This is a genomic window from Pseudomonas sp. XP2, assembly GCF_053557975.1.
The window spans coordinates 367,154-383,620 of sequence record NZ_JBNRIK010000002.1; the positions used below are offsets into that span (position 1 = coordinate 367,154).

Genomic DNA, 16,467 nt, shown 5'->3' on the forward strand with positions numbered 1-16,467 from the left:
CCATGACGCCGGCCAGAGCTGAAGATTCCAGATCAATACTTGCATCAATGTGGATGTGCTCGATGCCCGCTGCTTTTCACCCCGACCTCCTGCGCACCCACCTGGCGCCGTTGGCCGCTCGCCAGCCGTTAACGACCGAGGCGCAGGGCTACCAGCGCTTCTACGGCCTGAACCTGCCGGTACACAGCTGGCTGGGCGGTTTTCAGGCGGCGGGCTTCGACCTGGTCGGGCAGGCCTGGTTGCCCGACCAGCCCACCGCGACGCTGTTCTTGCTGCACGGCTACTACGACCACATGGGCCTCTACCGGCATGTGATCGAGTGGGCACTCAAGCAGGGTTTTGCCGTGATCAGCTGCGACCTGCCCGGCCACGGCCTGTCCAGTGGTGAGCGGGCCAGCATCAGTGATTTCGCAGTGTACCAGCAGGTGCTGGACGCCCTGTTCGAACAGGCGCGCCTGCTGCAACTGCCGCGCCTTTGGCACCTGTGCGGGCAGAGCACGGGCGGCGCCATTGCCGTGGACCACCTGCTGCACCAGGGCGCACGCAGCCCGATCAATGGCCAGGTCATCCTGTTGGCACCGCTGGTGCGGCCGTGCTCCTGGCGTTGGTCGAAGTTCAGCTATCGGGTGCTGCGGCATTTCGTCAACGGCATCGAACGACGCTTCAGCGAGAACACCAACGACCCGGCCTTCCTGCCGTTCCTGGAAGCCGACCCGCTGCAACCGCGCCGCTTGCCAACCGCCTGGGTGGGTGCACTGATCGCCTGGGTCAAACGCATCGAGGCCGCGCCACGCAGCACGCGGCGGCCGTTGATCGTGCAGGGGGAGGCCGATGGTACGGTGGACTGGCCTTACAACCTCGCAGTGCTCAAGGCCAAGTTTGCCGAGCCGCAGATCCTGATGTTGCCCGAAGCCCGTCACCACTTGGCCAACGAGCTACCGGGCATCCGCCAGCGCTACTTCGACTTCATCGACCAGCGGCTGGGCTGATCATTGCAGGTCGTTGGCGCTCTGGCCAACCGCCAGGCCAGCGCGGACAGCGGCCAACGCCGCCTGGTAGTAGGCCTTGCCGTCCGGCGACTCGGCAAAGGTGGCGAACGCTTCCAGCTCGGCATCGGACAAGTCGCGGTAGACGTACAGCAGCGTGTTGTTGAGGTCTTCGCCAATCTGCCCCATCAGCCGTTGGCGCTGGCCGTCTAGCAGGCCCTGGGCCTGGCCGCCGCCGAACAGGCCGGGGATCATCGAACTGAGGCTATCGGCCGCCACACCGGCGATGGCCAGGCTCACTTCGGCGCCGGCTTCACGCGCTGGCAGGGCCTGGGCCAGGTGGCCGATGACCAGCAGGCGGTCGTCGCTGGCCTGGATCTTCGGCAGGCCCTTGGCGTTCTTGGCCAACTCGTCCTTGCGGGTGGCCTTGAGTTCGGCTGCTACCACCTTGCGCCCTAGCGGTGACTGGAAGAACGCCAGGGCCGGAGCCGGGTTGGCCAAGGTGGCGCGCAGCTTTGCCTGGGCGCGGCGGTCCACCGCCTGGGCCTGGAAGCGCTGGTTGCTGTTGTTGACCAGCGCCTGGTAAACGGCGGGTGGCAAACTGTTGCGGTAGCGTTCCTGGGCGGCGCTCAGGGCATCGTTGAAGTGGGCGCGCTGGTCGGGCCAGCCGGCGGCCTTGTACAGTTGATCCAGGTTGTCTGCCCAGACAGGCACGGTGCAGATCATCAGCAGAATCAGGGAAAACAGACGGCGCATTCAGGACTCCTGTCGGCAGGTGGCTATTGTCCTTGGCCCGGCGCCGGTTTGTCGAGATATCAGCGTGTTTCTCGGCCAAGTGGCGCTGTGCGCCGACAGGGCGAATGGATATGATGCGCGCCATGCACATATCCCCTGAACACCCGATGCTTGCGGCCGTCGTCGACGATCTGGCCACCCATGGCTGGTCCCAGCAGGCACTCTTTCTGCCTGCCGAACTGGTGCGCGCGCTGGCAGCCGAGTGCCGTCGCCGTGATGCCGAGGGCGAGCTCAACCCGGCGGGGGTGGGGCGCGGTGCTACCCAGGAGGTGCGCGAAGCCATTCGCGGTGACCAGATCCAGTGGATCGACCCCGGGCAGGCAGAATCCTGCGACCAGTACCTGACGGCCATGGACCAGTTGCGTCTGGCAATCAATCAGGGCCTGTTCCTGGGCCTGGAAGACTTTGAGTGCCATTTTGCCCTGTACCCTCCGGGCGCCTTCTATCGCCGGCACCTGGACCGCTTTCGCGACGATGACCGGCGCATGGTGTCGGCTGTGTTGTACCTGAATGAAGGCTGGCAGCCGCAGGACGGCGGCCAGTTGCGCATGTTCCTGGCTGGCGACGTAGAGCATGACGTGGAGCCTGTGGCGGGCTGCCTGGTGGTGTTCCTGTCGGGTGAAGTGCCTCACGAAGTGTTGCCGGCCGGGCGTGAGCGGTTGTCGTTGACCGGTTGGTTCAGGCGCCGTGGCAATGACCTGTTCTGACCTGCCCAAAGTGCTGGTCAGCGCCTGTCTGCTCGGCCAGCCGGTACGCTATGACGGCCGGGCCAGCGGGCATCCGGACCTGTTGCAGCAGTGGCAGGCCGAAGGGCGCGTTGTACCGTTGTGCCCGGAGGTAGCCGGTGGCTTGCCCACCCCGCGCCCGCCAGCGGAGATTCCGGGCGGACAGGGCGGTGCAGTACTCGACGGCAGCACGCAGGTGCTGACGGTGACGGGCGAAGATGTAACTGCCGAGTTTGTGGCCGGGGCGCAACTGGCGCTGGCACTGGTGCGCCGGCATGGCATTGGCGTGGCGGTGCTGAAGGCGGGTAGCCCTTCGTGTGGTAACCGGTTGACCTATGACGGCACGTTCAGTGGTGTGAAAGTGGCGGGGGAAGGGGTGACCACGGCGCTGTTGCGGCGGGCTGGGGTGCAGGTGTTCAGCGAGCTGGAGCTGGAACAGGCGCAGCGGGCTTTGGGGTAAACCTGTACCGACCTCTTCGCAGCACAAAGCCGGTACAGGCAATACAAATCTTATTGCCCGGCTGCAGTCTCCTGCACACCCTTGAACCACTTCTGCTCAAGCTCGGCCGTGCGGCCACTGTCTTTCAAGCGCTGCAGCGCATTGTTCACGGCACTTTCGAACGCCGGGTTGTCCTTCTGGAACGGGATCACCAGTTTCTTGTCGCCAAATGGCAGGCTCACATCCAGCGGGCCGTCGCCTTTGGGCGCATTACTCGATGGGGTAAGTGCGATGTCATATTTGCCACTCTCGACACCGCTCATTACTTCTTCGGCCGGGGCTTCGACAAACTCGGCGCGCAAGTCCAGTTCCCTGGCCAGGTCCTGGCCAAATTCGATGTCGAAACCGGTCAGGTGGTCATCTTGTTTGAAGGCGTACGGCGAGTTGTCGGCCTGTACGGCAATACGCAGTTCGCCCCGGTCGGCGATTTCGTCGATCAGCTCCGCCTGGGCCAATGGACTGATCAGTACTGCCAGCAGTACCCCTATGGTCGAACGCATGATTGCCCCTTTTCTTTTAACTGATGAAAAACCTTCGCCACGGCTTTCTTCCTCGCCGTGATCGAGCGCAGCCTATGACCTTGAAGCCTCGGCATTGTTTAACCCTGACTGAAATATTTCTGTCAGGCAATGTGAACACCTTGCCGATTATTTCAACTAAGGTGAACTACCGTCGTCGGCAGATGAATGGCGGCGGTCAATAAGTGAATCACAGGAGAAGTGAATGAACAGCCTATTTTCGCGCGCTGCCGTTGCCGGTCTGCTGATGGGAGTGTCGGTTTTCGCCGGTGCTGCGGACGCCCTGAAGAGCCAGGAGCCGCCCAAGGATGCCAAGGTCTTCATCGTTTCCCCCGCCGATGGTGCCACGGTCGACAAGACCTTCACCGTCAAGTTCGGCATCGAGGGTATGGCGCTCAAGCCAGCGGGTGACCAGACCCCTCACAGCGGCCACCACCACCTGCTGGTGGACGTGGATAAAGAACCCGTCGCCGATATGCCGCTGCCGACCAGCCTGATGCCAGAGGCCGGCACCGCACTGCCGGCGGGCCCGCAGGTGCTGCACTTCGGCAAGGCGCAGACCGAAACCAGCATCACCCTGACGCCGGGTAAGCACACCCTGCAACTGATCCTGGGTGACCAGTACCACGTGCCGTTCAAGCCAAGCGTCGAATCGAAGAAGATCACTGTTGAAGTGAAATAAAAAAAAGGGAGGCCACAATGGCCTCCCTTTTTTTCATGCTGCAAGCAAACTTAGAACAGGACGCGGGAACGGATGGTGCCCTTGACCTGTTGCAGTTTCTCTTGCGCCAGGTCCGAGTACTCGGCGTCGACATCGATCACCACGTAACCGACTTTCTCGTTGGTCTGCAGGAACTGACCGGAGATGTTGATGCCGTTCTCGGCGAAGACCTTGTTGATCTCGCTGAGCACGCCCGGGATGTTTTCGTGGATGTGCAGCAGGCGGTGCTTGCCAGGGTGGGCAGGCAGGGCCACTTCCGGGAAGTTGACCGAGGACACCGAGGTACCGTTGTCGCTGTACTTGACCAGCTTCTCGGCCACTTCGAGGCCGATGTTGGCCTGGGCTTCGGCAGTGGAGCCGCCGATGTGCGGGGTCAGGATCACGTTGTCCAGGCCGCGCAGCGGGCTTTCGAACTCTTCGTCGTTGGAGCGTGGCTCGACCGGGAACACGTCGATGGCGGCGCCGATCAGGTGCTTGTCCTTGATGGCGGCGGCCAGGTGGTCCAGCTCGACCACGGTGCCACGGGCGGCGTTGATCAGGATCGCGCCCTTCTTCATCGCGCGGATTTCCTTCTCGCCGATCATCCACTGGGTGGATGGCAGCTCAGGCACGTGCAGCGAGACGATGTCGGCCAGGCCCAGCAGCTCGTTCAGGCTGGTGACCTGCACGGCGTTGCCCAGTGGCAGCTTGGTCAGTGGGTCGTAGAAGTACACCTGCATGCCCAGGTTCTCGGCCAGTACCGACAGCTGGGTCCCGATCGAGCCGTAGCCGACGATGCCCAGTTTTTTGCCGCGGATTTCGAACGAGTTGGCCGCGCTCTTGATCCAGCCGCCACGGTGGCAGGAAGCGTTCTTCTCAGGGATGCCGCGCAGCAGCAGAATGGCCTCGGCCAGTACCAGCTCGGCCACCGAACGGGTGTTGGAGTACGGTGCGTTGAACACGGCGATACCGCGCTCGCGGGCAGCTTCCAGGTCGACCTGGTTGGTGCCGATGCAGAAGCAGCCAACAGCGACCAGTTTCTTGGCGCAGTCGAAGATCTCTTCGGTGAGCTGGGTGCGCGAACGGATGCCGATAAAGTGGGCATCGGCGATCTTTTCCTTCAGCTCGGCTTCCGGCAACGAACCAGTGAGGTATTCGATGTTGGTGTAGCCGGCGGCCTTGAGGGTATCGACCGCGTTCTGGTGCACACCTTCAAGAAGAAGGAACCGGATCTTGCTCTTGTCGAGAGAAGTCTTGCTCATCTGCGTAAACCTGTATCCCGGAGAAAAAATGGCGAGGGGTGATGCCAGGCGCGAGGGCAGCCTTAGCATGAACAGCGGGAGGGCTATGCTAGCATACGCGACACAATCTGAGCTTATCCCGACAGGTGAAGAGTGCTCAGGGTGACTATGAATAAGTCGAGAGTTCCAGCGATGACCCACCCCGCTGTAATTGATGAACTGATGACCCTTGTCGACCCTGGCAAGGTCCTGACCGACGCGGCTTCCCTCGAAGCGTATGGCAAGGATTGGACCAAGCATTACCCCCCGGCGCCCAGCGCCATCGTCTTCCCCAAGACAGTAGAACAGGTGCAGGCCATTGTGCGCTGGGCCAATGCGCACAAGGTGGCCCTGGTGCCATCGGGCGGGCGCACCGGGCTTTCTGCCGGGGCCGTGGCGGCCAATGGCGAGGTTGTCGTTTCCTTCGACTACATGAACCAGATTCTCGGCTTCAATGCCTTCGACCGCACCGTGGTCTGCCAGCCGGGGGTAATCACCCGGCAGCTGCAAACCTACGCCGAAGAGCAGGGCCTGTATTACCCGGTGGACTTCGCTTCCAGCGGCTCCAGCCAGATTGGCGGCAACATCGGCACCAACGCTGGCGGCATCAAGGTGATTCGCTACGGCATGACCCGCAACTGGGTGGCCGGGCTGAAAGTGGTTACCGGCAAGGGCGAGTTGCTGGAGCTGAACAAAGACCTGATCAAGAACGCCACCGGCTATGACCTGCGCCAGCTGTTCATTGGCGCCGAAGGCACGCTGGGCTTCGTGGTCGAGGCCACCCTGCGCCTGGACCGTACCCCGCGCAACCTCACTGCCATGGTGCTTGGCACACCGGACTTCGACTCGATCATGCCGGTGCTGCACGCCTTCCAGGGGAAGCTGGACCTCACAGCCTTCGAGTTCTTCTCCGACAAGGGCCTGGCCAAGATCCTCGCGCGCGGCGATGTACCCGCCCCGTTCGCGACCGACTGCCCGTTCTATGCACTTCTGGAGTTCGAAGCCAGCACTGAAGAAGTCGCCAACGAAGCGTTGGCCACCTTCGAGCATTGCGTCGAGCAGGGCTGGGTGCTGGACGGGGTGATGAGCCAGAGCGACACCCAGCTTAAAAACTTGTGGAAGCTGCGCGAGTACCTGTCGGAAACCATCTCGCACTGGACACCCTACAAGAACGACATTTCCGTCACCGTGTCGAAAGTGCCCGCGTTCCTGCGTGATATCGACGCCATCGTCGCGGAGCACTACCCGGATTACGAAGTCGTGTGGTACGGCCACATCGGCGATGGCAACCTGCACCTGAACATCCTCAAGCCCGAACACATGAGCAAGGACGACTTCTTTGCCTCATGCACCAAGGTCAACAAATGGGTGTTCGATATCGTCAAGCGCTACAACGGCTCGATCTCCGCCGAGCACGGCGTGGGCATGACCAAGCGCGACTACCTGGGCTACAGCCGCTCGCCGGAAGAAATCGCCTGCATGAAGGCAATAAAGGCCGTCTTCGACCCTAACGGCATCATGAATCCGGGTAAGATCTTCGCACCTGAATAAAAAGCAGTACCCAGAGGAGTCGGCCATGAGTTACCAGCACCAGTACGTAGACGGCACGCGCATTCACTTCCCGCTGGGCAAGGTGGTGTGCATCGGCCGTAACTATGCCGAGCATGCCAAGGAACTGGACAACCCGATCCCCACCGAGCCGCTGCTGTTCATCAAGCCGGGCAGTTGCGTGGTGCCGACCGAGGGCGGCTTCAAGATCCCGGCCGACCGGGGTTCGGTGCACTATGAGGCCGAAATTGCCGTGTTGCTGGGCAAGCCGCTGTCGACCCACCCGAGCGAGGAAGAGGTGCTGGACGCCATTTCCGGTTATGCCCCGGCGCTGGACCTGACCCTGCGCGACGTGCAGGCCAAGCTGAAAGAGAAGGGCCTGCCGTGGGAGCTGGCCAAGTGTTTTGACGGCGCCTGCGTACTGCCGCCGTTCGTCTCTGCTGCCAGCTTCGAAGACGTCACCGACATCCCGGTCCGCCTGACCGTCAACGGCGAAGTGCGACAGGATGGCAACAGCGCGATGATGCTGAACCCGATCGTGCCGATGATCCAGTACATGGCGGCGCATTTCTCGCTGCAGGCCGGGGATGTGATCCTCACCGGTACACCGGCGGGTGTGGGACCGTTCAATGTTGGTGACGAGCTGGTGCTGGAGCTGCCGGGCGTGAGCCGCTTCGAAAGCCGGGTGCTTTAACTCGAAGCCGCGTCGCCCTCTTCGCGGGTAAACCGCCCCCACAGGTATTGCACAGGCCTTGAATACTGTGCTGAACCTGTGGGAGCGGGTTTACCCGCGAAGAGGCCGGCCCTGTTTACCCTTTTTTCACACCCTATCCGGATAATGCGCTGACCTACGCCCATTCCCCAGGAAGCCCGCATGCCATCACCCTCCAGCGCCCCGGTAACTCCCAAGCGTCGCTTCTACCGGCGCTGGCCTTTCGGCCTTGCCGTGGCGGCGGTGATCGGCTATGGCGTCGCAGTGGCGATGCACTGGGATGACCGCGGCGCGCTGTGGGTGAAAGAGCGCTTCGAAAGCACCGGCGAGCGCAGCGAAAGCGTGTGGTTGCCAGACTATCAGGTCGACATCGATGCCAAACCGTTACCAGGCATGGACGATGACGAAGCCTCGGACGTGGCCTTCAACCCGCATACCCGCACCCTGTTCGCGGTCATGGGCAAGAACCCGATCCTGGTCGAGCTGAGCCTGGAGGGCGATGTACTGCGCAAGATCCCCCTCAACGGCTGGAACAACCCGGAAGGCGTTGCGGTGCTGGAAGACGGCAATCTGGCCATCACCGACGAGCGCCTGCATGACCTGACCGTGGTCAAGGTGGACGCGCAGACCACCGCGCTGAACCACGACGACTTTCAGAGCCACGACCTGGGCCCGTCGGTGAAGAGCAACAAGGGCTTCGAGGCGGTCGCCTGGGACCCGCTGCGTCAGCGCCTGATCATCGGCGAGGAGCGCCCGCCCAAGCTGTACACCTGGAACACCGATGGCCGCAGCCCGCTCAAGGGCGAGAAGCAGCCGTTACCCAGCGAGGAACTCGACCTGCGTAACCTGTCTGCACTGGCGGTCGACCCGCGCACTGGTCACCTGCTGGTGCTCTCGGCCGATTCCAACATGCTGCTGGAGCTGGACGAGCAAGGCCAGCAGGTCAGCTTCATGACCTTGCTGGGAGGCTTCAACGGCCTTGAAGACACCATTCCAAGGGCTGAAGGGGTGGCCATGGATGACAAGGGAAACCTGTATATGGTCAGCGAGCCGGCTTTGTTCTATCGCTTCAGAAAGAACTGACCCCAACATCCGATGTTTCTGATGCTGGCATTAAGCTTTGTTTCAGTTGTACATGGTTAGATTCGCCACCCCCATGTCGAGTCTGCCCCATGCGTCATCTTGTTCGCCTGTTTCTTGTCCTGGTCGTTATCGGTCTGCTCCTGCTCGGCTGGGCCGGGCAGGAATTTCGCCTGTTCGAGCGGGGCTGGTTCAACCTCAAGACGTGGTGGCAGCCCGCCGAGCAGAGCATCGGCCTTGACCGCTACCGTGTGGTGGTGGAGGCGCAGCCGGTCGAGGGGCTGGATGATGATATTTCGGCGCTGACCTACGACCCGGACCGAAAAACCCTGTTCACCGTCACCAACGCCCGCTCGGAGCTGATCGAGCTGTCGCTGGACGGCCGTATCCTGCGTCGCATACCGCTGACGGGGTTCGGCGACCCAGAGGCGGTGGAGTATGTCGGGCCCAACAGCTATGTCATCACCGACGAGCGTCAACAACGGTTGATTCGTGTACGGCTGGAAGACGACACGATGTTCCTCGATGCCGGTGATGCCGAACAGCTCAGCCTGGGCATCGGCCTGAATGGCAACAAAGGGTTTGAGGGGCTGGCTTACGATTCGGCGGGCAAGCGGCTGTTCGTGGCAAAGGAACGCGACCCGATGCTGATCTATGAGGTTCATGGCTTTCCCCATGACAACCCGGAAAAGCCTTACGCCGTGCATGTGGTGCAAGACCGCAAGCGTGATTCACGGCTGTTTGTGCGGGACTTGTCGAGCTTGCAGTTCGATGAGCGCAGTGGGCATTTGCTGGCGCTTTCGGATGAGTCACGGCTGGTGCTGGAGCTGGATCTGGAAGGCGTGCCCTTGAGTACCTTGTCGTTGCGCAAGGGCTTTCAGGGGTTGCAGGCGACGGGGCCGCAGGCGGAGGGGATTGCAATGGACGAGGCGGGGACCATCTATCTGGTCAGTGAGCCTAACCTGTTCTATGTGTTCAAGCAGCCGGCGGAGTGAGCAGGTGGGGCTGCTTTGCAGCCCATTCGCAGCACAAGGCTGCTCCTACAGGAAATCGTGTACCCCTGTAGGTGCAGCCTTGGCTGCGAATCGAGGGCAGAGCCCTCGCCGAAGATTACTCGGCCTTCAGGCTCTTGACGCCTTCAGGGGTACCCAGCAGCAGCAAGTCTGCCGGCCGCGCCGCGAACAGGCCATTGGTCACCACGCCAACGATGGCATTGATTTGCGCTTCCAGCTCCACCGGGTTGGTGATCTGCAGGTTGTGCACATCGAGGATCACGTTGCCGTTGTCGGTGACCACGCCTTCGCGGTACACCGGGTCGCCGCCCAGCTTGACCAATTGACGGGCCACATGGCTGCGCGCCATCGGGATCACTTCGACCGGCAGCGGGAATGCGCCCAGTACCGGCACCAGCTTGCTGCCATCGGCGATGCAGATGAAGGTCTTGGCCACAGCGGCGACGATCTTCTCGCGGGTCAGGGCCGCGCCGCCACCCTTGATCAGGTTCAAGTGCGCGTCGCTCTCGTCGGCGCCGTCCACGTAGAATTCCAGCTCGCTGACACTGTTCAGCTCGTAGACCGGGATGCCATGGCCCTTCAGACGCTGGGCAGTGGCTTCGGAGCTGGCGACTGCGCCGTCGAAGGCGGTCTTGTGCTGAGCCAGGGCGTCGATGAAGAAGTTGGCAGTCGAACCGGTACCGACGCCGACGACGCTCTTTTCATCCAGCTTGGGCAGAATGAAGTCGACAGCGGCCTGGGCGACGGCCTGTTTGAGTTGGTCCTGGGTCATGCGGGCTCCGAAAGGGGCAGGGCGGTTTTCAAAGTTGCCTAGTATAACGGCTTGGGCGGCTTTGCTGTGGTCGCCCGACGTAGCGCTGGGGTAGACTCGCAGCCCTTGTCCCGCGGCCCAGTGATGCTTTCCCGATGCTCGAACAGTACGTCAAGAAGATCCTCACCTCGCGCGTCTATGACGTTGCCGTCGAAACCCCGTTGCAGAGCGCCGGGCAGCTGAGCAAGCGCCTGGGCAACCAGATTTTGCTCAAGCGTGAAGACCTGCAGCCGGTGTTCTCGTTCAAGATCCGCGGGGCCTATAACAAGCTGGCGCAGCTGACGGCCGAAGAGCTGGCCCGTGGCGTGGTCACTGCCTCGGCCGGCAATCATGCCCAGGGCCTGGCCCTGGCTGCGCGCGAGATGGGCATCAAGGCCACTATCGTAATGCCTAAAACCACCCCGGAGATCAAGATCGAAGGTGTGCGCTCGCGCGGTGGCAAGGTCGTGCTGCATGGCGACTCGTTCCCCGAGGCGCTGGCCTATTCGCTGAAACTGGTCGAGGAGAAGGGCTTTGTCTATGTTCACCCTTACGACGACCCGCACACCATCGCCGGGCAAGGCACTGTGGCCATGGAAATCCTGCGCCAGCACCCTGGGCAGCTGGACGCCATCTTTGTACCCGTGGGCGGTGGCGGCCTCATTGCTGGCATTGCTGCCTATGTGAAGTACCTGCGCCCGGAGATCAAGGTGATCGGTGTCGAGCCGGACGATTCCAATTGCCTCCAGGCGGCGATGGCTGCCGGTGAGCGTGTGGTGCTGCCACAGGTTGGGTTATTTGCCGACGGCGTGGCGGTGGCGCAGATCGGCCAGCATACCTTCGATATCTGCCGCCACCATGTGGATGAAGTGGTGACGGTCAGCACTGACGAGATCTGCGCGGCTATCAAGGATATCTACGACGATACCCGCTCGATCACCGAGCCTGCCGGCGCCTTGGGCGTGGCGGGTATCAAGAAGTATGTCGAGCTTTATGGCGTGACCGGGCAGACGCTGGTGGCTATCGACTCCGGCGCCAACGTCAACTTCGACCGCCTGCGTCATGTGGCCGAGCGTGCCGAGCTGGGTGAAAAGCGCGAAGCGATCATCGCCGTGACCATCCCGGAACGCCCGGGCAGCTTCAAGGCCTTCTGCGAGGCGATCGGCAAGCGCCAGATCACCGAATTCAACTACCGCAAGCACACCTCCGACGAAGCGCACATCTTCGTTGGCGTGCAGACCCACCCGGAAAACGACCCACGGGCGGCGCTGGTGCAGCATCTGACCGATCAGGGCTTCCCGGTTACCGACCTGACCGACAACGAACTGGCCAAGCTGCACATTCGCCACATGGTTGGCGGCCATTCGGCCGGTGCCAGTGATGAAATGGTGTTGCGCTTCGAATTCCCCGAGCGGCCGGGGGCGTTGTTCAACTTCCTCAACAAGCTGGGCGGGCGCTGGAATATCTCGATGTTCCATTACCGCAACCATGGCGCGGCTGACGGGCGCGTGGTGGCGGGGCTGCAGGTGCCGGAGGACGAGCGCCACCTGGTGCCGGCAGCGCTGGCCAAGATTGGTTACCCATACTGGGACGAGACCGAGAACCCGGCTTACAAGCTGTTCCTGGGTTGAGCGGCTAAGCTTGGCTTATCGCTCAAGGATGTGAAGACATGGAACACCTGACCACCCTCAAGACCTTGCACATCATCGCCACCGCACTGCTGTTTCTGGGCGCCCTGGGCCTTGCGGTGTGGACGGTGCGCGCCCGTCGACAGGGCGATGCCGAGGCCTATGCCAAACTGCTGCGCCGGCCGCTGGTATTTGTGTGGCTGGTGATGGGCCTGTGCCTGGTGAGCATGCCGTTTACCGGCTGGTGGCTGGTGCACCTGGTGGGTTGGCCGCTGGGGCAGGCCTGGGTGCTGGCGTCCAGCGTCATCTATACCTTCGGCGCGCTGGCCGTGTGGTGGCTGCTGGTGCGGCTGAACCGGCTACGCAAGGCTGAAGTGGTGGGGTTGCGGTTTACCCTGGCGCTGGCGGTGTTCAGCGGGGTCTGCTTCCTGTCCATTGCCGGGCTGATGGGCGCCAAGCCAGTCTGACAGCCTTGGGTTGCCTGTGCCGGCCTCTTCGCGGGTGAACCCGCTCCCACAGGTACGGCGCAGCCCTCAGGCCTGATACGGTCCCTGTGGGAGCGGCTTTAGCCGCGAAGAGGCCAGCACAGGAAAACCTCAATCGCGCAACGAAACCACCGGCCACCCGCGCTTCTCGGCCTCGGCCCGCAGGTTCGGGTCGGGGTCCACCGCCACCGCATGCGTCACCCGCTGCAACAACGGCAAATCGTTCATCGAGTCGCTATAGAAGTAGCTGTCCTCAAGGTCAAAGCCGTTCTCCAGCATCCAGCGCTCCAGCCGCGTCACTTTGCCTTCACGGAAACACGGTATATCGGTACTGCGCCCGGTATAGCGGCCGTCGCGCATCTCGCATTCGGTCGCCAGCAATACTCGCACCCCAAGGCGCCGGGCAATCGGTGCGGTTACAAAACGATTGGTAGCGGTGATGATCACCAGCTGGTCGCCCGCCTCGCGGTGCTGCTGCAGCAAGGCCAGGGCTTTGGGCAGGATGATCGGCTCGATGCAGTCGCGCATGAAGTCGCGGTGCCATTCGTCGAGCTGGGCCACAGGCGTTGCCGCCAGAATCTCCATGGAAAAGGCCAGGTAGGCCTGCAGGTCCAGGGTGCCGGTGAGGTAGTCCTGGTAGAAGCCATCGTTGCGTTGCTTGTAGGCGACCGGGTCGAGAATGCCGCGCTCGCAAAGGTAATCACCCCAGGCATGGTCGCTGTCGCCACCGAGGAGGGTATTGTCCAGGTCGAATAAAGCCAGGCGCATCGCGGTCACTCGCATCAGCCACAGGGGAGGCCCGCAGAATACGGAGTTTTCACGCTGCTGCACATAAGCTTGGCAGGCGCGTTGCTGCGCTCGCAAGCTTTGTGGAACAATGCGGTGACATGCGTTTGCGAGGTTGCTGCCGTGATCGACCCGGATGGTTTTCGCCCCAATGTCGGGATCATTCTCACGAATGATGCCGGGCAGGTGCTATGGGCTCGACGGATCAACCAGGATGCCTGGCAATTTCCCCAGGGTGGTATCAACCCTGACGAGACGCCGGAAGATGCCCTGTACCGCGAGCTGAACGAAGAAGTTGGCCTTGAACGCGACGATGTGGAAATTCTTGCCTGCACCCGTGGCTGGTTGCGTTATCGTTTACCCCAGCGACTGGTACGTACCCACAGCCAGCCGCTGTGCATCGGCCAGAAGCAGAAGTGGTTCCTGCTAAGGCTGGTCAGCAATGAACAGCGGGTGCGGATGGACCTGACCGGCAAGCCGGAGTTCGACGGCTGGCGCTGGGTGAGCTATTGGTATCCGCTGGGCCAGGTTGTGACATTCAAGCGCGAGGTGTACCGGCGCGCCCTGAAAGAGCTAGCACCGCGTCTGCTGACGCGCGACTGACGACGGAGTTCGACCCCGAGCCATGCTCAATACGCTGCGCAAGATCGTCCAGGAAGTAAACTCCGCCAAAGATCTCAAGTCGGCGTTGGGGATCATCGTCTTGCGCGTCAAGGAGGCCATGGGCAGCCAGGTCTGCTCAGTCTACCTGCTTGACCCGGAAACCAACCGCTTCGTGCTGATGGCCAGCGAAGGCCTGAACAAGCGCTCCATCGGCAAGGTCAGCATGGCCCCCAACGAGGGCCTTGTTGGCCTGGTGGGTACCCGGGAAGAGCCGCTGAACCTGGAAAACGCCGCCGACCACCCGCGTTACCGCTACTTTGCCGAAACCGGTGAAGAAAAATTCGCCTCCTTCCTGGGCGCGCCGATCATTCACCACCGCCGCGTGGTCGGGGTGCTGGTCATCCAGCAAAAGGAGCGCCGCCAGTTCGACGAGGGCGAAGAAGCCTTCCTGGTCACCATGAGCGCCCAGCTCGCCGGGGTAATCGCCCACGCTGAAGCCACTGGGTCGATCCGTGGCCTTGGCCGCCAAGGCAAGGGTATCCAGGAGGCGCGCTTCGTCGGCGTGCCTGGCTCGCCTGGCGCTGCCGTGGGGCGCGCGGTGGTGATGCTGCCGCCAGCCGACCTGGAAGTGGTGCCGGACAAGGCCGTCGATGACATCGACGCTGAACTCAAGCTGTTCCAGAATGCCCTTGAAGGCGTACGTGCTGACATGCGCAAGCTGTCGGCCAAGCTGGCCACCCAGCTACGGCCTGAAGAGCGCGCGTTGTTCGATGTGTACCTGATGATGCTCGAAGATGCAGCCCTGGGCGGCGAGGTGACCGAAGTCATCAAGACCGGCCAGTGGGCGCAGGGCGCCCTGCGCCAGGTGGTCGGCGAGCACGTCAGCCGCTTCGAGCTGATGGACGATGACTACCTGCGTGAGCGGGCCTCCGACGTCAAGGACCTGGGCCGGCGCCTGCTGGCCTACCTGCAGGAAGCCCGCTCGCAGTCGCTGGTGTATGCCGACAACACCATCCTGGTCAGTGAGGAGCTGACACCGGCCATGCTCGGCGAAGTGCCGGAAGGCAAGCTGGTAGGCCTGGTCTCGGTACTGGGTTCGGGCAACTCCCACGTCGCCATCCTCGCCCGCGCGATGGGCATCCCCACGGTGATGGGCCTGGTTGACCTGCCGTACTCCAAGGTCGACGGTATCGAACTGATTGTCGACGGGTACAAGGGCGAGGTGTTCACCAACCCCAGCGAAGTGCTGCGCAAGCAATACAGCGAAGTGGTTGAGGAAGAGCGCCAGCTGGCCCAGGGCCTGGATGCCCTGCGCGAACTGCCATGCGTTACCCCCGACGGCCACCGCATGCCGCTGTGGGTCAACACCGGCTTGCTGGCCGACGTGGCCCGTGCCCAGCAGCGCGGCGCCGAAGGGGTAGGCCTGTACCGCACCGAAGTGCCGTTCATGATCAACCAGCGCTTCCCCAGCGAGAAAGAACAGCTGGCCATCTACCGCGAGCAGTTGGCCGCCTTCCACCCGCTGCCGGTGACCATGCGTACCCTCGATATCGGCGGTGACAAAGCGCTGTCGTACTTCCCGATCAAGGAAGAAAACCCGTTCCTGGGTTGGCGCGGCATCCGCGTCACCCTCGACCACCCGGAAATTTTCCTGGTGCAGACCCGCGCCATGCTCAAGGCCAGCGAGGGCCTGAACAACCTGCGTATCCTGCTGCCAATGATTTCTGGCATCCACGAGCTGGAAGAAGCGCTGCACCTGATCCACCGCGCCTGGGGCGAGGTGCGTGACGAAGGCACCGACGTGCCGATGCCCCCGGTGGGCGTGATGGTAGAAATCCCCGCGGCGGTGTACCAGACCAAGGAGCTGGCACGCCAAGTCGACTTCCTGTCGGTGGGCTCCAACGACCTGACCCAGTACCTGCTGGCGGTGGACCGCAACAACCCACGGGTTGCCGACCTGTACGACTACCTGCATCCGGCGGTGCTGCAAGCGCTGAATACGGTAGTGCGCGACGCTCATGGCGAAGGCAAGCCGGTAAGCATTTGCGGTGAGATGGCGGGTGACCCGGCGGCGGCCATCCTGTTGATGGCGATGGGCTTCGACAGCCTTTCGATGAACGCCACCAACCTGCCGAAGGTGAAGTGGATGCTGCGCCAGGTGAACATGAGCAAGGCCAAGGAGTTGCTGGCCGACGCCTTGAGCCATGACAACCCGCAGGTTATCCACAGCTCGCTGCAGCTGGCCCTGAAGAACCTCGGGTTGGCGCGGATGATCGGGCCAGGGGCCAACAAAACCCTCTGAGCGTTAGGTTGCCTGTT

At 62.5% G+C, this 16,467-nt stretch carries 17 protein-coding genes; 12 read left to right on the top strand and 5 right to left on the bottom strand.

Going from position 1 to position 16,467, the window contains the following annotated elements; translation table 11 throughout:
• Nucleotides 1–62 precede the first annotated feature (62 nt).
• On the top strand, nucleotides 63–989 hold the full coding sequence (locus tag ACK1VC_RS04570) for an alpha/beta hydrolase (protein ID WP_060516813.1): 927 nt from the start codon (nucleotides 63–65) through the stop codon (nucleotides 987–989).
• On the opposite strand, the gene ACK1VC_RS04575 is transcribed toward ACK1VC_RS04570, so the two are convergent.
• A complete protein-coding gene (locus tag ACK1VC_RS04575; protein WP_016489699.1) occupies nucleotides 990–1,742 on the bottom strand; it encodes a DUF2059 domain-containing protein in 753 nt (250 codons plus the stop codon).
• A gap of 113 nt (nucleotides 1,743–1,855) precedes the next feature.
• Between ACK1VC_RS04575 and ACK1VC_RS04580 the strand changes: the two genes are divergently transcribed.
• Entirely contained in the window at nucleotides 1,856–2,488 is a 633-nt protein-coding gene (locus tag ACK1VC_RS04580; RefSeq protein ID WP_024718090.1) for a 2OG-Fe(II) oxygenase, read from the top strand.
• Nucleotides 2,475–2,966: a DUF523 domain-containing protein gene (locus ACK1VC_RS04585; protein ID WP_023047250.1), complete on the top strand. Its 492-nt coding sequence runs from the start codon at nucleotides 2,475–2,477 to the stop codon at nucleotides 2,964–2,966. The genes ACK1VC_RS04580 and ACK1VC_RS04585 overlap by 14 nt, the downstream gene beginning before the upstream one ends.
• Before the next feature lie 50 nt (nucleotides 2,967–3,016).
• Here ACK1VC_RS04585 and ACK1VC_RS04590 read toward each other — a convergent pair whose 3' ends face one another.
• Complete coding sequence (locus ACK1VC_RS04590) at nucleotides 3,017–3,505, bottom strand: transporter substrate-binding domain-containing protein (RefSeq protein WP_016489696.1); 489 nt, start codon at nucleotides 3,503–3,505, stop codon at nucleotides 3,017–3,019.
• A 223-nt stretch (nucleotides 3,506–3,728) separates the two neighbouring features.
• Here ACK1VC_RS04590 and ACK1VC_RS04595 point away from each other — a divergent pair, with 223 nt between their 5' ends.
• Nucleotides 3,729–4,205, top strand: coding sequence for a DUF4399 domain-containing protein (locus ACK1VC_RS04595; RefSeq protein ID WP_016489695.1), 477 nt, complete (start codon nucleotides 3,729–3,731; stop codon nucleotides 4,203–4,205).
• Between the two features lie 50 nt (nucleotides 4,206–4,255).
• Here the strand turns inward: ACK1VC_RS04595 and serA are convergent, their stop codons facing one another.
• Nucleotides 4,256–5,485, bottom strand: coding sequence for a phosphoglycerate dehydrogenase (serA, locus tag ACK1VC_RS04600; RefSeq protein WP_016489694.1), 1,230 nt, complete (start codon nucleotides 5,483–5,485; stop codon nucleotides 4,256–4,258).
• Nucleotides 5,486–5,656: 171 nt separating this feature from the next.
• Between serA and ACK1VC_RS04605 the strand changes: the two genes are divergently transcribed.
• The 4 genes from ACK1VC_RS04605 to ACK1VC_RS04620 all read left to right on the top strand — a co-directional run bounded on the left by ACK1VC_RS04605 (nucleotide 5,657) and on the right by ACK1VC_RS04620 (nucleotide 9,838).
• The gene (locus ACK1VC_RS04605) at nucleotides 5,657–7,054 is read left to right on the top strand and encodes an FAD-binding oxidoreductase (RefSeq protein ID WP_016489693.1); all 1,398 of its coding nucleotides are present in this window, start codon (nucleotides 5,657–5,659) and stop codon (nucleotides 7,052–7,054) included.
• 25 nt (nucleotides 7,055–7,079) lie between these two features.
• Nucleotides 7,080–7,745, top strand: a complete 666-nt coding sequence (locus tag ACK1VC_RS04610) for a fumarylacetoacetate hydrolase family protein (RefSeq protein WP_023047248.1) — start codon at nucleotides 7,080–7,082, stop codon at nucleotides 7,743–7,745.
• Between the two features lie 180 nt (nucleotides 7,746–7,925).
• Complete coding sequence (locus ACK1VC_RS04615) at nucleotides 7,926–8,846, top strand: SdiA-regulated domain-containing protein (protein WP_016489691.1); 921 nt, start codon at nucleotides 7,926–7,928, stop codon at nucleotides 8,844–8,846.
• An 89-nt stretch (nucleotides 8,847–8,935) separates the two neighbouring features.
• Entirely contained in the window at nucleotides 8,936–9,838 is a 903-nt protein-coding gene (locus ACK1VC_RS04620; RefSeq protein ID WP_449117860.1) for an SdiA-regulated domain-containing protein, read from the top strand.
• 115 nt (nucleotides 9,839–9,953) lie between these two features.
• On the opposite strand, the gene rpiA is transcribed toward ACK1VC_RS04620, so the two are convergent.
• Nucleotides 9,954–10,628: a ribose-5-phosphate isomerase RpiA gene (gene rpiA / locus ACK1VC_RS04625; RefSeq protein WP_016489689.1), complete on the bottom strand. Its 675-nt coding sequence runs from the start codon at nucleotides 10,626–10,628 to the stop codon at nucleotides 9,954–9,956.
• Between the two features lie 134 nt (nucleotides 10,629–10,762).
• Between rpiA and ilvA the strand changes: the two genes are divergently transcribed.
• Together ilvA and ACK1VC_RS04635 are read left to right on the top strand one after the other, a co-directional pair.
• A complete protein-coding gene (ilvA, locus tag ACK1VC_RS04630) occupies nucleotides 10,763–12,277 on the top strand; it encodes a threonine ammonia-lyase, biosynthetic (RefSeq protein WP_023047246.1) in 1,515 nt (504 codons plus the stop codon).
• 38 nt (nucleotides 12,278–12,315) lie between these two features.
• Entirely contained in the window at nucleotides 12,316–12,741 is a 426-nt protein-coding gene (locus ACK1VC_RS04635; RefSeq protein ID WP_016489687.1) for a DUF2269 domain-containing protein, read from the top strand.
• A 129-nt stretch (nucleotides 12,742–12,870) separates the two neighbouring features.
• Here the strand turns inward: ACK1VC_RS04635 and ACK1VC_RS04640 are convergent, their stop codons facing one another.
• Nucleotides 12,871–13,527, bottom strand: coding sequence for a histidinol-phosphatase (locus ACK1VC_RS04640; RefSeq protein WP_191087086.1), 657 nt, complete (start codon nucleotides 13,525–13,527; stop codon nucleotides 12,871–12,873).
• A 141-nt stretch (nucleotides 13,528–13,668) separates the two neighbouring features.
• Between ACK1VC_RS04640 and ACK1VC_RS04645 the strand changes: the two genes are divergently transcribed.
• Nucleotides 13,669–14,148 carry an RNA pyrophosphohydrolase gene (locus tag ACK1VC_RS04645; RefSeq protein WP_003249017.1) on the top strand — a complete coding sequence of 160 codons (480 nt, stop codon included), beginning with the start codon at nucleotides 13,669–13,671 and terminating at the stop codon, nucleotides 14,146–14,148.
• 22 nt (nucleotides 14,149–14,170) lie between these two features.
• Nucleotides 14,171–16,450: a phosphoenolpyruvate--protein phosphotransferase gene (gene ptsP, locus ACK1VC_RS04650; RefSeq protein WP_016489684.1), complete on the top strand. Its 2,280-nt coding sequence runs from the start codon at nucleotides 14,171–14,173 to the stop codon at nucleotides 16,448–16,450.
• Nucleotides 16,451–16,467: the final 17 nt, after the last annotated feature.

What these genes read in the sequence shown, in the direction of transcription:
- ACK1VC_RS04570 (WP_060516813.1), top strand. Translation starts at nt 63, where the DNA reads ATGCCCGCTGCTTTTCACCCCGACCTCCTGCGCACCCACCTGGCGCCG.
- rpiA (WP_016489689.1), bottom strand. Translation starts at nt 10,628, where the DNA reads ATGACCCAGGACCAACTCAAACAGGCCGTCGCCCAGGCCGCTGTCGAC.
- ACK1VC_RS04580 (WP_024718090.1), top strand. Translation starts at nt 1,856, where the DNA reads ATGCGCGCCATGCACATATCCCCTGAACACCCGATGCTTGCGGCCGTC.
- ACK1VC_RS04595 (WP_016489695.1), top strand. Translation starts at nt 3,729, where the DNA reads ATGAACAGCCTATTTTCGCGCGCTGCCGTTGCCGGTCTGCTGATGGGA.
- serA (WP_016489694.1), bottom strand. Translation starts at nt 5,485, where the DNA reads ATGAGCAAGACTTCTCTCGACAAGAGCAAGATCCGGTTCCTTCTTCTT.
- ACK1VC_RS04640 (WP_191087086.1), bottom strand. Translation starts at nt 13,527, where the DNA reads ATGCGCCTGGCTTTATTCGACCTGGACAATACCCTCCTCGGTGGCGAC.
- ptsP (WP_016489684.1), top strand. Translation starts at nt 14,171, where the DNA reads ATGCTCAATACGCTGCGCAAGATCGTCCAGGAAGTAAACTCCGCCAAA.
- ACK1VC_RS04590 (WP_016489696.1), bottom strand. Translation starts at nt 3,505, where the DNA reads ATGCGTTCGACCATAGGGGTACTGCTGGCAGTACTGATCAGTCCATTG.
- ACK1VC_RS04635 (WP_016489687.1), top strand. Translation starts at nt 12,316, where the DNA reads ATGGAACACCTGACCACCCTCAAGACCTTGCACATCATCGCCACCGCA.
- ilvA (WP_023047246.1), top strand. Translation starts at nt 10,763, where the DNA reads ATGCTCGAACAGTACGTCAAGAAGATCCTCACCTCGCGCGTCTATGAC.
- ACK1VC_RS04575 (WP_016489699.1), bottom strand. Translation starts at nt 1,742, where the DNA reads ATGCGCCGTCTGTTTTCCCTGATTCTGCTGATGATCTGCACCGTGCCT.
- ACK1VC_RS04605 (WP_016489693.1), top strand. Translation starts at nt 5,657, where the DNA reads ATGACCCACCCCGCTGTAATTGATGAACTGATGACCCTTGTCGACCCT.
- ACK1VC_RS04610 (WP_023047248.1), top strand. Translation starts at nt 7,080, where the DNA reads ATGAGTTACCAGCACCAGTACGTAGACGGCACGCGCATTCACTTCCCG.
- ACK1VC_RS04620 (WP_449117860.1), top strand. Translation starts at nt 8,936, where the DNA reads ATGCGTCATCTTGTTCGCCTGTTTCTTGTCCTGGTCGTTATCGGTCTG.
- ACK1VC_RS04615 (WP_016489691.1), top strand. Translation starts at nt 7,926, where the DNA reads ATGCCATCACCCTCCAGCGCCCCGGTAACTCCCAAGCGTCGCTTCTAC.
- ACK1VC_RS04585 (WP_023047250.1), top strand. Translation starts at nt 2,475, where the DNA reads ATGACCTGTTCTGACCTGCCCAAAGTGCTGGTCAGCGCCTGTCTGCTC.